At 55.4% G+C, this 15,931-nt stretch carries 13 protein-coding genes; 6 read left to right on the forward strand and 7 right to left on the reverse strand.

Going from position 1 to position 15,931, the window contains the following annotated elements; translation table 11 throughout:
* Positions 1 to 703: 703 nt before the first annotated feature.
* Positions 704 to 1,708 (reverse strand): LacI family DNA-binding transcriptional regulator, encoded by a 1,005-nt coding sequence (locus OMR58_RS04400; protein ID WP_200546273.1) that lies wholly within the window; start codon positions 1,706 to 1,708, stop codon positions 704 to 706.
* Positions 1,709 to 2,908: 1,200 nt separating this feature from the next.
* Positions 2,909 to 3,025 (reverse strand): small membrane protein, encoded by a 117-nt coding sequence (locus OMR58_RS26035; RefSeq protein ID WP_146114129.1) that lies wholly within the window; start codon positions 3,023 to 3,025, stop codon positions 2,909 to 2,911.
* A 596-nt stretch (positions 3,026 to 3,621) separates the two neighbouring features.
* On the opposite strand from OMR58_RS26035, the gene OMR58_RS04405 reads away from it, so the two are divergent.
* A complete protein-coding gene (locus tag OMR58_RS04405) occupies positions 3,622 to 4,479 on the forward strand; it encodes an AraC family transcriptional regulator (protein ID WP_264545331.1) in 858 nt (285 codons plus the stop codon).
* Between the two features lie 99 nt (positions 4,480 to 4,578).
* Here OMR58_RS04405 and OMR58_RS04410 read toward each other — a convergent pair whose 3' ends face one another.
* The gene (locus OMR58_RS04410; protein ID WP_264545332.1) at positions 4,579 to 5,049 is read right to left on the reverse strand and encodes an Lrp/AsnC family transcriptional regulator; all 471 of its coding nucleotides are present in this window, start codon (positions 5,047 to 5,049) and stop codon (positions 4,579 to 4,581) included.
* 155 nt (positions 5,050 to 5,204) lie between these two features.
* Between OMR58_RS04410 and OMR58_RS04415 the strand changes: the two genes are divergently transcribed.
* Positions 5,205 to 5,627, forward strand: coding sequence for a DUF2000 domain-containing protein (locus OMR58_RS04415; protein ID WP_105592443.1), 423 nt, complete (start codon positions 5,205 to 5,207; stop codon positions 5,625 to 5,627).
* A 32-nt stretch (positions 5,628 to 5,659) separates the two neighbouring features.
* Here the strand turns inward: OMR58_RS04415 and lldD are convergent, their stop codons facing one another.
* From lldD to OMR58_RS04435, 4 genes are all read right to left on the reverse strand, one after another.
* Positions 5,660 to 6,805, reverse strand: a complete 1,146-nt coding sequence (lldD, locus tag OMR58_RS04420; protein WP_105592442.1) for an FMN-dependent L-lactate dehydrogenase LldD — start codon at positions 6,803 to 6,805, stop codon at positions 5,660 to 5,662.
* 20 nt (positions 6,806 to 6,825) lie between these two features.
* On the reverse strand, positions 6,826 to 7,590 hold the full coding sequence (gene lldR, locus OMR58_RS04425; RefSeq protein ID WP_264545333.1) for a transcriptional regulator LldR: 765 nt from the start codon (positions 7,588 to 7,590) through the stop codon (positions 6,826 to 6,828).
* Positions 7,587 to 9,239, reverse strand: a complete 1,653-nt coding sequence (lldP, locus tag OMR58_RS04430) for an L-lactate permease (RefSeq protein WP_264545334.1) — start codon at positions 9,237 to 9,239, stop codon at positions 7,587 to 7,589. Before lldP ends, lldR begins: the two co-directional genes overlap by 4 nt.
* A 510-nt stretch (positions 9,240 to 9,749) precedes the next feature.
* Positions 9,750 to 11,885: a TonB-dependent siderophore receptor gene (locus OMR58_RS04435; protein WP_264545335.1), complete on the reverse strand. Its 2,136-nt coding sequence runs from the start codon at positions 11,883 to 11,885 to the stop codon at positions 9,750 to 9,752.
* 405 nt (positions 11,886 to 12,290) lie between these two features.
* Between OMR58_RS04435 and OMR58_RS04440 the strand changes: the two genes are divergently transcribed.
* The 4 genes from OMR58_RS04440 to OMR58_RS04455 all read left to right on the forward strand — a co-directional run bounded on the left by OMR58_RS04440 (position 12,291) and on the right by OMR58_RS04455 (position 15,917).
* A complete protein-coding gene (locus OMR58_RS04440; RefSeq protein WP_264545336.1) occupies positions 12,291 to 13,235 on the forward strand; it encodes a siderophore ABC transporter substrate-binding protein in 945 nt (314 codons plus the stop codon).
* Complete coding sequence (locus OMR58_RS04445; protein WP_264545337.1) at positions 13,236 to 14,195, forward strand: ABC transporter permease; 960 nt, start codon at positions 13,236 to 13,238, stop codon at positions 14,193 to 14,195. It begins immediately after the preceding gene.
* Positions 14,196 to 14,265: 70 nt separating this feature from the next.
* Positions 14,266 to 15,162 (forward strand): iron chelate uptake ABC transporter family permease subunit, encoded by an 897-nt coding sequence (locus OMR58_RS04450; RefSeq protein WP_200560270.1) that lies wholly within the window; start codon positions 14,266 to 14,268, stop codon positions 15,160 to 15,162.
* Complete coding sequence (locus OMR58_RS04455; RefSeq protein WP_264545338.1) at positions 15,159 to 15,917, forward strand: iron ABC transporter ATP-binding protein; 759 nt, start codon at positions 15,159 to 15,161, stop codon at positions 15,915 to 15,917. The genes OMR58_RS04450 and OMR58_RS04455 overlap by 4 nt, the downstream gene beginning before the upstream one ends.
* The last annotated feature ends 14 nt before the right edge of the window (positions 15,918 to 15,931 follow it).

The following is a 15,931-nucleotide window of genomic DNA, read 5'->3' on the forward strand; positions in this document are numbered from 1 at the left end:
CCGTGTGGCCTCGAATCGCGCATCCCTGCGCTCAACGGTCCGCGAACCCGCCCGTCACCGATTGCCCACAGGCTATGGTTTCGCTGTTAGTAACACAGAGTGTGGTTTGGTGTACTGATTGCACAATGGCCGGGTTTCGCTGTGAGTAAAACCGAGTGCGGTTTGGTGCATCAGGTTGGATTGCTGCATGGTTTGAATCTGGCTTTTGATGCCGGGGTGATGTCACCGCCGGGCTGAGATTGCTGAAGGTGATGTGTCTGGCTTATCGGGGCCGGGGTTGTGTTGCGAGGAGATCGTTGTCTGGCGTATCGGTGTCGGGCGGGTTCGCGGACTCGGCGTGAACACGTCCGTGTGGCCTCGATTCGCGCATCCCTGCGCTCAACGGTCCGCGAACCCGCCCGTCACCGATTGCTCACAGGCTGAGGTTTCGCTGTGAGTAAAACAGCGCGATGCTGAGAAAGGCGAACGTTTAGGGGCATTCGAAGCAACGCATTGATTGATAAGGCGAACGTTACGGGGAAGATAAGCCGGGTGTCTGCCGCAAGGATGCGGCAGCCAAGCCCACACGGACGTGTTCACGGCGACCCGGCGTTATTCCCCGTAACGGTCGCCCTGACCCCGCGCTGGCAGCAAAAAAGATGTCTCAGAATTCACGCCCCAAAACGGTCGCCTAAGTACCGGAAGTGCAGCGACACAACCCCACTCACGGAACCAGCAGGCTCCCAGTGAAAAATTCGCGCCGTACAACCCGATCGCTATCCGCCGTTTTTATCGCGTTAAACAATAATTCCGCCGCAATCTCTCCCAGCATTTCCGTATCATGATAAACCCCGGCAATACGCATTCCATAACTGGCCGAGCCTGGCGGCTTGTCCACGGAGAAAAATTTCACTTGAGGATAGATATTTAACTCATGACATATGGACATTGCGCCCAGCGTAATGATTCCATTCAGACCGATGATATATTCCGGCTGATTCTCTTCCTGCATTAGCCAGCTTCTGACTTCCTGCTCCTGTGATATAAAATCATAATCACCGTTTATAATAGTGATGTGATTTTTCTTACCGTACAGTGCATCCAAAATGCCTGCGGTTCGGCTGAGCGTGATTTCAGAGTTCGCCGGCCCACCGAGAATAAGCATCTTAGATTCTGGCTGAGCGGCAAGATATTCCCCGGCCAGCAGACCTATCTCATTGTTATTCAGGAAAACGCCGCTTAACTGCCGGTTGAAAATATCCCTGTCTATAAGAATCAATGGGATATGATAGGCTTCGGCCTGCTCAAGATAGGCGGGCTGATACTGTTTATCATCTCGTACTGCCGAGAGTAAAATACCCCGGGCCTTATAGCTGAACAGTGCCTGTATTGCCTGGTTCTCCGCCTCTTCGCTGCCGTCCGTATCAAATAACATAATCTGATAACCTTGTTTACGGGCAATGCGCGACACCCTCTGAATTAACGAAGAATAAAAGGGATTATACAGGCTGCTGGTGACAATACCAATAATCTGGCTGCTGCTGCTTTTTAATCCCTGGGCAAACGCATTCGGGACATAATTCAGTTCTTTGGCTATCGCATGGATCTTTTCACGAGTAGCGGGTTTAACCAGTTCAGGTTTATTAAACGCGCGTGATACCGTGATATTAGTGACGCCAGCTCGTCGGGCAATATCCACGATAGTGGAATTTGGAATAGCTTTCGGCACCGTCATTCCTTGCATTTGCTGTGAACAGATCCCTTATTGTAAGGAAGCGCTTTCAAATAAGCCAGATGTAACGCAGGGTGACGATCCTGTTCCGGATAAAGCGCATTTTGCGCTCGGGTTGCCGGTTTACTGAAGGTTTAAGCCGTTGGGGCGAGGGGTTATCATCGTATAAGAAGACGGCCTCGGCTGAGGCTCTGGCTGGCTTGTCAGGGGCTGGAAATTTTCAGGACCAGGCCGCGATGTGCTTTACACCTCACGTGCCTGCTTGCTCTACGGAGGATTAGGGCGTTTATGCAAACTTCAGGCACGCATCTCTGCACGAGGTAAAGCCCGCATCCCCGAACGTAGCTATGTATCTCGGTGTGTAGCAGGCAGGTGCATTCGTGCTTTCACTATGTATATCTGTATATAGCAAAGTATACGCATCGGTGGTTGCGCTATGTATATATGTATAGAACGAAGCATGGCATCCTGCTCTTTTGCATGTCTCTGTGGGGGGGCACAAATCATTTATCCTCGCGTTTTGTTGCTTTGCGCACCCGGCCCGGAGGTGAAATCTTCAGATGCTGAAGTATCCGTTTATCATCCTATCGGAATACGCTGCCTTAACCTTACAACCGAAACAGTTAAGAATATCGTTTCTATCGCCAGTGATACCCTGTTATTGGCAGGATCTTACTGAAGATTCGGTTAAGAATAGTGGTTACTCCTGCTCACTTAAGATGCTGTGAAAATGCACTTTAAATGCATTAAGCTACATGAGATTTTGTAAACTCTTTATTTGTGTCAATTAGTGCGAATGTCCGGGTGTACATACGGTCGATTTGCGTCCAATACCGTGCTTATCGAAATGCAACATTCTTCAATATTGGCTAAATCTCATTCCAGGCCGCCATCCTATTTGGGCAGCTGCGACCCCGGAAAAGTGGGACATGTGCAGTACGTTGGGTGCAAGGGATGCGCAGGCAGCAAGGTTTTTTTACGCTGATGCTGGGCACAGGAACGCTTTGCAGGCAGGCACGATAATAGCGGGTTAGCCGGTGCAGGGATCGACATTACGGCGTGAATCAGATAGATAGACGGTGGCAGCAGTAGCGATCGGCGCAATCCTTTGCGCTGATTTTAGACAAAAAGAGTGCAGTAAACCCGAAAAGGTCGGGTTTGAAAAGATAATAAAAAGTTAAAAAATACTTAAATAAACTAGCGTTTTTTCTTAGGGAAAGACGATGTCTTTCTGTCTTTAATATAAGAAAAAAGACTATATGCAGAAACGACAATTAATAGTATCGCTACTGTCATTAATATCAGGTCGCTCATTATACGTTCCTCAAAAGATCTTTTATTAATTTTTTCAGAGCAAAAAAGAAAATATAAAGTGGATTTATACTTTCAACTCATAGGTTTTCGAAAAAAATCATCATATATAAAACAATCTAATGCTTTGCTGTGTGTGCGTTTCACCATTAGCTCAACATCCTATGCCCTGAGAGCGACATAAGACCGTAAAGAAAGTGTAAAATTGGGGCTTTCTAAACTGTTAAGGTATGCTACTGGTTACGACAATACTAAGTAAAATAACTATTCTATCAAATATCTTTGCCCGTCATTTTTTGTTTTTCTCCCTCACAGGCCGAAAAAGAAAGATCAGAGTCTTTTTTTAATTGCTTTTTTTGTTTAGATTTCGTGCGTGGGAAAGGATTCTGCGTATTTAATACAGCAGGTGAAACCAAATGAATCAGCAACTGATTAAACGACCCATTTCGATAGTGTTACCAAGACCTGAGGGACTGTATCAGTTCCATACGGTTGATACTGCCGAAATAGAAAGTGAATTGCGTTACGAATTTTTAACAACTAATTGTAAACCTTATACAACGGATACTCCGCACAACCGCCGGGCTGGAGATCGAAAGGTGACTCAGCGGCCATCGGATGCTGCACAGGGCAGCTTCAGTTCCGTACTCGGTGGCACGAGCAACGCCATTTTCAACCCGTATAAACCGGACTCTGACAGCCTGTTCATTTCCCTGCTATTACAGGGCACCGTAGAGCTGACCGGGCGGACCTTGTTAGAAACCAAGGTGATGACGGCCGGATCGCTGGCGCTGTACGAGCGGGATAAACCGTTGCACTACAATAGCGGCCACGTGAAGCAGCTGTTTCTGATCCTGCCCTATGCCGATGCACGTGCTGCGCTGGGCGGTGGTCTGGATGAGCTGGCGTTATCCCTTGACGATCAGCCGCTGGCTCCGTTTATTCGCTCGCAGATGATGCTGCTGGATGCTCACGCGGCCCATTTGAGCACTAAAGCCATCTCCAGCATTCTGGACGGGCTGTATAACGTGTCGTTGCTGATGCTGGCGGATATTGGCAGGGAACGCGGTAACCGTATCGAAGGCAGTAAGAACTTTTTTTTTTCCGCCGCCAAGCGCTACATCGAGCAAAACTATGCTCAGGTAAATCTGTCGCCGGATGCGATTGCCGTTGCGCTGCGCTGTTCGCGTTCGGGCCTGGATCGTGCATTTCTTGAACAGCACACTTCCGTGATGCGTGTGCTGCAGGAAGTGCGCCTTAAAGCAGCCCGATACCGTTTAGAAAATTTTGCGGAAGAGCGTATTGATACCATCGCTTACCAGTGTGGGTTCAGCAGTCCCAGCATTTTCAGTAAGCTCTTTAAACTGCGTTTCGGCATGTCGCCTAAGGCATGGCGTCAGGCTTTTATTAACAGCTATTCTTTTTACCCTGCGGAAGAGAGTAACGCCTGCGGCTGATTAAACGCCCGGCTGCTCATCGTGCTGTCCCTGACCTGTAAAGACCAGTATGGACAGCAGCACGGCCTCTGGATGAGGCCACCTCTTTCACCTGACGATTTATCCCTGTTTAATGATTGGATAGCTAACCAGCGGTTTGATCTCCTTGAGTACAAACATACTTTGCATTTCTTTGATTCCCGGCAGACGACGGATCACCGCCATGGCGAAATCCGCGTAGGCATCCAGATCCCGGGCCACCACCTGTAACAGAAAATCCGCATCACCGCCGATGCTGTAGCAGGCCACCACGTGCTCCAGCTCCGCGACCTCCTGTTCGAACCGACGCGCTTCGGACTCGCTGTGGCTGTCGATGGAGACGCGAACAAAAACCATCACCCCCAGGCCAATTTTTTTACGGTTCAGCACGGCGCGGTAGCCCTGAATTACCTCGTCCTCTTCCAGCTTGCGTACTTTGCGCCAGCAGGGCGAAGCCGAAAGGCCAATTTCATCAGCCAGGGTCTGATTGGTCATGCGGGCATCCTGCTGCAGCAGTGAAAGAATTTTTATCTCGGTGGGGCCTAAGCTCATAGGGGCAGACTCAGTCTTTTAGTGGGTTGTTAAAGGTAAATCATGCCCTTATCTGGTCAATTTTCAACTGATTAAGACAACTTTTTCCCGGCCCGTCGGCGCATAATAAAGGCCTGAATATTGATCTGTTAAACGCCTGAGCGTATGGAAATAAGATGAAATTTGATGCCAGTCAGCACCGTTGTACCATCGTGATTAATGACCAGCTCAGCCCGGGGCTGGCGATGAATGCCGCCAGCGTGATCGGCATCAGCTTTGGCCGTACGGTTGAAAATCTGGTGGGGCCGGATCTGCAAAGTGCGGACGGCGTGAACTATCCGGGGGTGATTTATGCTCCGCTGCCGGTGCTGCTGGCCGGAGATGATTACGTGCAGCAGCTGCTGCATATCGCCAGCGAGGATGAAGAGATCTATGCCATGCCGTTTAGTGCGCTGGCGCAGTCGTGCAGAACCTACGAGGAGTACGGCGAGCGCATTTCCCCGGTGAACAGCCGGCAGATTGAGCTGGTGGCAATCGGATTGATTGGACCGAAAAAGAAAATCAGCCGCCTGACCGGTAATCTGCCGCTGTATAAGTGATGGGGCAGGCATCAGCCCGGCCCCGTCCTGATTTACGCTAGGCCGTTATTCACCAGCGAGCTGCGGGTGATGTCGGCGATAGTTTTCGCTCCGGTCAGCGTCATCGCTACGCGCATCTCTTTCTCGATCAGCGTCAGCAGGTTTTCGACGCCTGCCTGCCCGGCAGTGGCCAGTGCGTAAACAAAGGCGCGGCCCAGCAGCACGCTGTCGGCACCGAGCGCAATCATCCTCACCACGTCAAGACCGTTGCGGATGCCGCTGTCGGCCAGAATGGTGATGTCGCCCTTCACCGCATCGGCGATCTGCGGCAGCGCCCGCGCGGTAGACAGCACGCCATCCAGCTGGCGTCCGCCGTGGTTGGATACCACGATGCCGTCTGCACCGAAGCGCACGGCATCGCGGGCATCGTCAGCATCGAGAATGCCTTTAATCACCATCGGGCCATCCCAGAACTCGCGGATCCACTCCAGGTCTTTCCAGCTGATGGACGGATCGAAGTTGTTTGCCAGCCAGCCGATGTAATCCTCCAGCCCGGTCGGTTTGCCGAGGTAGGTGGAGATATTGCCGAGATCGTGTGGACGACCGTTAAGGCCAACGTCCCACGCCCACTGCGGGTGCAGCACGGCCTGCATATAGCGGCGCATCGCCGCGTTCGGGCCGCTCATGCCGGAGTGGGCATCGCGGTAGCGCGCGCCGGGCGTTGGCATGTCAACGGTAAACACCAGCGTGGTGCAGCCTGCGGCCTTGGCGCGCTCCAGCGCATTGCGCATAAAGCCGCGATCCTTCAGCACGTAGAGCTGGAACCACATCGGACGGTTGATCGCCGGGGCGACTTCCTCAATCGGACAGACGGAAACGGTGGAGAGCGTAAAGGGAATACCTTTTGCCGCCGCCGCGCGCGCCGCCTGAACTTCACCCCGGCGGGCATACATTCCGGTCAGTCCCACCGGGGCCAGCGCCACCGGCATCGCCAGGCTTTCGTTAAACAGTTTGGTTTGCAGGCTCAGCTCGGACATATCGTTGAGCACGCGCTGCTTCAGGGCGATTTGCGCCAGGTCTTCAACGTTGCGCCGCAGCGTATGCTCGGCGTAGGCACCACCGTCGATATAGTGAAAAAGGAAGGGCGGCAGCATACGTTTGGCTGCCGCACGATAGTCAGTTCCTGCCGAAATAATCATCAGATCTATCCTTTGTTACATCATTCTCTGTCATCCGGCAGCCGGGTGATTCGCTGCTGCCGGGCTTCATCTTCATGCAGGGTTTTCATCGTGGTGAGGACAAACCCTAAATGGTGCTGAGCCGCTTTACGCGCCCGTTCCGGGTCGCTGGCGAGGATCGCCAGCAGCAGCTCTTCGTGTTGTTCGGTCAGGCGGGCAAAGATGGTCGGGACGGTGTACATCCGTTCGCGGCTGCGCGCCACCGAGCTTTGCAGCAGGTCAAAGAAGCCGCGCATGGTTTGTAGCAGCACCGCATTGTGTGAGGCTTCCGCAATCGCCAGATGGAAGCGCACGTCGGCCTGGTTGGCCATATCGGCTGAAATGCTTTCCTGCTGCTGGATGGCGTCAAAGCAGTTTTGCAGCCGCTCTTTGTCGGCGGGCGTTGCCCGCAGCGCGGCATACCAGGCGGTACTGGCCTCGATGGCGTGGCGCGCCTCCAGAATATCGTTGTGATAGTTCGGGTCATCGGCAACCAGCACCTTCAGCGGCTGCACGATGCGTTCCTCCGACCAGCGGGTATTTTCATCACAGAGCCAGGTGCCACCGCCGCGTTTGCTGTACAGCACGCCTTCACCAATCAGCGAGCGAATAGCCTCGCGCAGTGAAGAGCGTGAGACGCCCAGTTCCTGCGCCAGCTGGCGCTCGGCGGGCAGACGTGCCCCCGGCTCCAGCTGGCGCTGATGGATCAGGGTTTTAATACGCCCGGCGAGGAGCAGGGTGCCGGAAGGCGATGGCGCAAGGGTCATGGGATCATCCAGGTGAGCACGTAGGCTTGTAAGGTAGTAATGACCCCTACCATACAGGTGAAAATCAGACTGTGCTTCACCGTAAAGCGGAACAGGTCAGATTCTCTGCCCACCAGGCCCACGGCGGCGCAGGCGATGGCGATCGACTGCGGCGAGATCATCTTGCCGGTCACGCCGCCGGTGGTGTTGGCGGCAACCAGCAGCAGGTCCGACACGCCAATCTGCTGTGCGGTGGTGGCCTGTAGCGCGGCGAACAGGGCGTTAGATGAGGTATCCGAACCGGTCAGGAATACGCCCAGCCAGCCGAGGAACGGCGAGAAGAAGGTAAACGCGTGGCCGGTATGAGCCAGCGCCAGCGCCAGCGTGGCGGAAAGGCCGGAGTAGTTGGCGATGAAGGCGAAGGCCAGCACCATCCCGATAGAGTAAATCGGCAGCGTCAGCTCTTTCAGCGTGCTGGTAAAGGTGCTCAGCGCGTCGGCCGGTTTCATCTTCAGATAAACGATAGAGATCAGCGCGGCAACGATAATCGCCGTGCCGGTCGCGGACAGCCAGTCAAACTTATACACCGCGGCATACGGCGTGATGGCCGCAACCACCGGCGGCATCTTCGCCACCAGCTTGTCGAGGAACGGCACCGGGATGTTCACGACCAGGTTATACAGCTCGCCGCCCGGAGCGAACAGCGCCTTAAACGGCGGGATGCTCCACAGGGTAACGGTGGCGGTCAGGAACAGGAACGGCATCCAGGCGCGGATAATCTGCCCAGGACGATACTTCTCCACCACCAGCGGCTGTACGCTGGCGTTCTCCGTGGGGGCAAAGCGGAAGATACGCACCGGCTTCCACACGCGCAGGAACAGCGTCAGGCACACCAGTGAAACCAGCGACGAGATAATGTCCGGCAGTTCCGGGCCGAGGAAGTTAGAGCTGAGGTACTGTGCCAGGGCAAACGAACCACCCGCCACAATCACCGCTGGCCAGGTTTCTTTAATCCCGCGCCAGCCGTCCATGATCGCCATGATCCAGAACAGCACGATGATGGTCAGGAACGGCAGCTGGCGGCCGACCATCTGGCCAATTTCAAAGCTGTCCAGTCCGGTAACCTGCCCGGCAACGATAATCGGAATGCCCATTGCGCCAAAGGCCACCGGCGCGGTGTTGACGATCAGGCACAGACCGGCGGCGTAGAGTGGGTTAAAGCCCAGCCCTACCAGCAGCGCGGCGGTGATCGCCACGGGCGCGCCGAATCCGGCGGCACCTTCCAGGAAGGCACCAAACGAGAAGCCAACGATCAGCATTTGCAGGCGCTGGTCCGGGGTGATCGACAGGATCGAGGCGCGGATAATATTAAACTGCCCGGTTTTCACCGAGATTTTGTAGACGAACACCGCGGCGACGATGATCCAGGCGATCGGCCAGAGCCCGTAGAAGAAACCGTAAACCACCGACGCCAGTGCGCGATCGATAGGCATCCGGTAGAGGAACAGTGCTACCAGCAGCGCCAGCGCAACGGTGATCGTCGCGGCAACGTACCCTTTCAGCTTGAGCTTAATCAGGGCGAAGAAGAAGAAGATGATCGGAATAGCGGCGATCAGGCTGGACAGCCAGATATTGCCGAGCGGATCGTAAACTTGTTGCCAGGGTTGCATGGCGGCGTCTCCAAAAACATTCTTTTTATAACCAGATTGGTCGGACCAAAATGGCGATTTCGTGTGTGCTGCCGCTGATGGTTAATATTTTGTTAGTATAAAACAACAGATGTGATGTTTATTTTGCCTTTCTGTGCGTGGCATTCACATTTTATATAAATTGGTCCGGCCAAATTATGGGGTTCTGACAGGGAAAATGCGGGTATTCAGAAGTGAAGAATTGATTTAAATCCGTACGACATGATGATGGAAAGGCCGGAAAACCTCGCCACTGTGGAGAGGAAGGCGACCGCGCATAAGCAGGAGTAGATGCTTGAACACAATGCGTAATGGCATAAAACAGGGAACAGTCAGTGGCAGAAACAGTCTACGAGCAGAGACAGAAATGCAGCCGCGACGGGAAGGTTGGGGCGATATAAAAGACTGGAGGAAGGGGAAGGTAGCGGGCGTTATCCGCAGGAGTAACGGGCAGCCAGGCCGCCCGTTACAGGTATAGACTGAAAACAGGACTTAGAACGACATGGTGACACCGGCGTAGTACGCGCGGCCCGGCTCGTTATAGGTCGATGCGCCGTCGTTGGCGCGGTACAGCTGTTTATCCAGCAGGTTGCTGACCCCGCCGTTCAGGCGCAGATCTTTGGTCAGCTCGTAGTTGAGGCTGATGCCAACCACCGAGTACGCGCCGATTTCAGTGCTGGACATCGCATCCACTTCCAGTCGCGTTTCACTGTACTCACGCGGCTTCTGACGGCCGTACATCGTCCAGTTGACGGCGGTAGAGAGCTTCTCGGTCACCTGATAATCCAGCATGGTGTTGATGGTGTATTTCGGAATAATCGACAACGGGTTGCCGGTTTCCTTGCTCTTCGACTCCATCATATAGGTAGCGTTGGTGCGCCAGTCGAGTACGTCACGCAGCAGTGGCACGGTCAGGTTGGCTTCCAGTCCTTCCACCAGCGCCTTGCCGCCGTTTTCCCACTGCAGCACGTTATAGTTGGTCGTGGTGGTGGCAATAATGTCGGTACCGGCGACGATTTTGTTTTTGTAATCGTTGCGGAACCAGGTGATGCCAGCGGAGTAGCCCTCGGCGGCGAACTCCAGCCCCAGCTCTTTGTTCACGCTGACTTCGGCATCCAGGTCGGTGTTACCCAACAGGTAGCAGCTGCCGCTGGAGATGGTTTTCGGGCAGCCGTTGCCGCGCGTGCCGAGCAGATAGCCTTCGCTGGACTGATACAGGTTCGGCGCTTTAAACACTCTGGCGATACCGGCCTTCACCTTGAAGAACTCGCCGAGATCCTGCGACAGGTTCAGGCTTGGGCTCCAGTTATTACCGAACTGATTGTGGTGGTCGAAGCGCAGGCCCGGGATCAGGAAGGTGCCGACCCACGGTTCGATGTTGTCTTCAAAGTAGACGGCTGCGGTGGTGGCGCTGTTTTTCGGGTTACGATCCGCCGGATTGCCCGACTGGCCTCCGACGGTCACGCCGCTGGCGTCGGTGGCGCTGATTGACGCCGGGTCGTTCAGTTCTTCCCGGTTCCACTCCGCACCGAGGGTGACGGTTTGCGATAACCATTGTTCAATCGGGATATTCACTTCGCCGCTGGTACGGTAGTTTTCCAGACGGCTGGTGCTGAACTCGTCGCTGTTAATCATCCCCTCCACACGCCCGGTGGAGCCTTCGTTCAGGCGCGTGTTGTTGGTTTTCTCATACGATGCGGTGAATTTCGAGGTTCCCCACTCCCAGAAGCCGTTGTGGGTCAGCCCGTAGGACTGGCGATAAAGGCGGTTGGTTTCAGAGCCGTACAGCGAGTCGACCAGACCATTCGGGCTGAGGTTGCCGTTGCTGTACTGGGTGTCTCCGGCGTAGATATTGCCCTGGCGGCTGTAGCTGTAATCGAAATCGACGATCTGCGACGGTGTCAGTTTCCAGGAGAACAGGGCATTAATGTCTTTATTACGCACCCCTTCACGACCGGCGGCATAAGAGCCGTTCTGCGCGTTGTTGATATCGGCGGCGTCGGCGTCGGTTTTGTTGATGTTGCCGTACAGGCGCATGGTCAGCGCATCACCGGCCAGCGGGCCGCTGAGGTTAAAGTTGGCGCGTTTGGTATCGCCCTCTTTACTGTCTTCCGGCTGGTTGGTGAACAGGGAAAGCGAGCCGTGCCAGTCTTTGGTTGGGCGCTTGGTATAGATATTGATCACCCCGCCCGCCGCGCCGGAGCCGTAGCGTGCCGCCGCCGGGCCGCGCAGGACCTCGATGCGGTCAACCAGCTCGGCAGGTACCCAGTTGGTGTCGCCGCGCGTGTCGCGCTCGCCTTTCCAGCTGTAGCGCACCGAACTACGGGAATTCACCGGTACACCGTCGATCAGGATCAGCGTGTTTTCCGGGCCCATGCCGCGAATGTCGATCTGACGGTTATTGCCGCGGCTGCCGTTGGCGCTGTTGCCGGTCAGGTTGACGCCTGGCATTTTGCGGATGATGTCGGAGAGGTCGTTGACGGGTGGGCTTTTGGCAATATCTTCGGCGGTGATGATGGAGACGCCGGGTTGCTGTTTCAGTTCCTGTTCAGCGGTTTTCTGGACCGTCATCACAGCGTCGCTGTCGTTACTTTCTGCGTCTTCCGCTGCACTGGCTGTGGTCGCCATTAAACCGGTAAGAAGCAGAGCCAGAGGGTGAATCCGAAAACGTCCATATCTGTTCATCAAATAATCTCAAATTGTGGAGGATTGTAAGATGATGTGTATGATAACGAGAATTGTTATCACTAAAAGACCTGTAAGGACGAATTCACAATATCTCCACAATTGGCTACTTTTGTCAGTTTTTATCAGTGAAATTCCAGTAAATGCGGATTTTTCAGTTCGTTAAGTGTCATTTTTGCCTTTACATTCCGCAAAATTGTGTAGATTTTGTGTAGAACTCTGGCTTTAGCACGATGTGTTGATCTCAAACACTACACATTTCAGGATTTTGCCGTTATTATCCCGCAACAAAATTTAATACGAATAGTTCTCATTTATGTCAGTTTTCTGATTCTCAGGAGAGAGAAAATGCGTTTCCCTCAGGCCATTACGTCATCTCTGTTTGCGCTGTCCCTTGTCTGTTCACCCGCTGTGTTTGCTGCCACTGAAGGCGCAACGGTCAATATCGTTCATGCCCAGGGCACTACTGCCGTACCGAAGAATCCACAGCGTGTGGTGGTCCTTAGCCCGGCCGCGCTGGACATTACCGATGCGCTTGGCGTGAAGGTGATTGGCGTACCGAAAACCAGCGCCCACTATCCGGCGCACCTGGCAAAATATAACGGCCAGGACTATTTCGATGCCGGTACGCTGTTTGAGCCAAACTTTGAAGCCCTGAGCAACGCCAAACCCGACCTGATTATTGCCGGCGCGCGCGCGCGCGATGCCTACGGCAAGCTGAGTGAAATTGCCCCGACCATCTCTCCGGATCTCGACCCGCACAACTTCCTCGCCAGCATGACCGAACGCACCGAGCAGCTCGGTGAAATCTTCGGCAAGCAGGAAAAAGCGAAAGAGGTGCTGGCCGCGTTTAACGCGCAAATCGCCGACGTTCGTAGCGAATCGGCCAACGCCGGTAGCGCAATGATGCTGATGGTCAACGGCGGCAAGCTCAGCGCCTATTCACCGGGTTCCCGTTTTGGCTTTATCTATGATGTGCTGGGCTTTAAACCGGCTACCACCTTTAAGGAAACCGGCAACCACGGCAACTCGGTATCGCCAGAGTTCGTGATGGAAGCTAACCCGGACTGGCTGTTCGTGCTGGATCGCGACAGCGCGATTGGCCGTAAAGAAGGCAGCTCTGCGCAGCAGGTGCTGGATAACCCGCTGGTGCGCAAAACCAACGCCTGGAAAAAACAGCAGGTGGTGTATCTGGACTCCGGTTCGCTGTATATCGCCGGTGGTCTGCAAAGCTACAGCCTGTTGATGACCCAGGTGAAGCAGGTACTGGATAAGTCGAAAACCCAGCCGTAAATGAAATCCTTCGCCTTTACCGCAGGCCTGGCATTATTGCTGGGCCTTACTGTTTTTAGCCTGTTTGTGGGCGTCAGCCGCGTTACCCTGATCAGTCTGTGGACCGATCCTGAAATGCGCGAGATCCTGCTTATCAGTCGTTTCCCCCGTACTGCCGCGCTGCTGCTGGCGGGTAGCGCCATGAGCGTTGCCGGTCTGATTATGCAGATGCTGACGCAGAACCGCTTTGTTGAACCCTCCGTCGTCGGTACTACCCAGTCGGCCAGCCTTGGCCTGCTGCTGGTGATGATCGTCAGCCCCGCCGCGCCGATTATGCTGAAAATGGGCGTAGCCTCGCTGTTTGCGCTGTTCGGCACTGCGCTGTTTATGCTGCTGATTAACCGCATCCGGATGAAATCGTCGCTGATGGTGCCGCTGGCGGGCATTATGCTCGGTGCGGTGTTCAGCGCGGTCACCACCTTCCTGGCGATGAAGTTCGATCTGCTGCAGGCGCTGGGTGCCTGGGAGTCCGGTGATTTTTCCAGCGTGATGCAGGGCCGCTATGAGCTGCTGTGGGGCGTGGGGGTTATCACCCTGCTGGCCGCGCTGATTGCCGACCGCTTTACCGTTGCCGGTATGGGCCGCGACTTCTCGGTGAATATTGGCCTGCGCTACCAGCAGACCATGCTGATCGGCATGGCGATGATCGCGCTGATTAGCGGCGTGGTGATCGTGGTGGTGGGCGTGTTGCCGTTCCTCGGTTTAATCGTGCCGAATATCGTCAGCCTGGCGCTGGGCGATAACCTGCGGCGCACCGTGCCGTGGGTGGCGCTGCTGGGGGCGATGCTGGTGCTGGCCTGCGATATTATCGGCCGCCTGATTATCCATCCGTTTGAAATTCCCGTCAGTGCGCTGCTCGGCGTGCTGGGCGCGGTGATTTTCCTCGTGCTGATTGTGAGGTCAAAACGCCGTGTACACTGAGAACTCAACCGCCAGCCGGTTCACGCCGGGCCGCCGCCTGCTGCTGCTGAGCGCGCTGGTGCTGGTGCTGATGGCGATCTTTATGACCATCCAGCTCCACGGCAATATCGCTTACATCCTCAAACACCGGGGACAGATTCTGGCGACGATGGTGCTGGTGGCGTTTGCTTCCGGCATCGGTACGCTGCTGTTCCAGACGGTGACGCAGAACCGCATTCTGACCCCGTCGGTGATGGGGCTGGAGTCGCTGTTTGTCCTGCTGCAAACCGTGCTGATCTTCGCGCTGGATATCGGCGGGCTGAGCATGCTGGGCAGCGTGGGCCGCTTCCTGGCGGAAGGCGCGCTGCTGGTAACCTTTGCCACGCTGCTCTATCGCTGGCTGCTGAGCGGTTCCGGGATGGATCTGCACCGCGTACTGCTGATTGGTCTGGTGTGCGGCACGCTGTTCCGCAGCGCCTCCGGTCTGATGCAGCGGCTGATGTCGCCCGGCGAGTTTGCCGTGCTGCAAAGCCGGATATTCGCCACCTTTACCCGCGCTGACGGCGGCGTGCTGATGGTTTGTGCGCTGATTGTGGCGCTGGTGTCGCTGCTGGTCTGGCGGATGCGCCACCGGCTGGACGTGATCGCGCTGGGGGCCAATTCCGCCACCGCGCTGGGCGTGCCGTATCGCCGTAACGTGACCGGCATTCTGCTGCTGGTGGCGCTGCTGGTGGCTACCTCGACCGCACTGGTCGGGCCGATGATGTTCCTCGGCCTGCTGATCGTCAACCTGACCTATCCGCTGATCGGTTCCTGGCGGCATTGCTATCTGCTGCCCGGCAGCGTGCTGATCGGCATGGTCACGCTGGTGGGCGGCCAGCTGGTGCTGGAGCGCCTGCTCGATATGGCCGGAACCCTGTCGGTGGTGATTGAATTTACCGGCGGTGCGCTGTTTATCTACCTGTTGCTGAAGAAGGCCAAAAAGTGATTGAAGTAAAGAACGTCAGTAAACACTATGACCAGCAGCCGGTTCTGCAGGATATCTGTGCCACTCTGCCATCTTCGGGTGTGACCTCGATTATCGGCCCCAACGGCGCGGGCAAGTCCACGCTGCTGTCGGTGATCAGCCGCCTGCTGCTGGCGGACAGCGGCAGCGTCAGCGTCGATGCGCTGGACGTCAGCGATGCCAACAGCGAAAAGCTGGCGCAGGTGCTGTCGGTGCTGCGCCAGGAGAACCATTTTACCAGCCGCCTGACGGTGTACGATCTGGTCAGCTTTGGCCGCTACCCCTACAGCAAAGGGCGGCTGAACGCCGACGATCGCCGCCACGTTGAGCAGGCGCTGGGCTTTCTGGATCTTATCCCGCTGCAAAACCGCTATCTGGATGAGCTTTCCGGCGGGCAGCGCCAGCGTGCCTTCGTGGCGATGGTGTTATGCCAGGACACGAAATACGTGCTGCTGGATGAGCCGCTGAACAACCTGGATATGAAGCACAGCGTGGCGATGATGCGCCAGCTGCGTCGCGCGGCGGACGAGCTGGGTAAATCGATTGTGCTGGTGATCCACGACATCAACTTCGCCTCGGCGTGGTCGGACTATATTCTGGCGATGAAGGGCGGCAGACTGGTGTTTCGCGGTACGCCGCAGGAGGTGATGGTGCCGCAGGTGATTGAGGATATCTTCGATCTGCCGGTCACCATTGAAGAGCTGAGCGGCCAGCGCATCGCGGTGTACTACCGCTGATTGTTCTGGCGTTC

Source organism: Erwinia sp. INIA01 (assembly GCF_025947915.1).
Taxonomy (GTDB): Bacteria; Pseudomonadota; Gammaproteobacteria; order Enterobacterales; family Enterobacteriaceae; genus Erwinia; species Erwinia coffeiphila.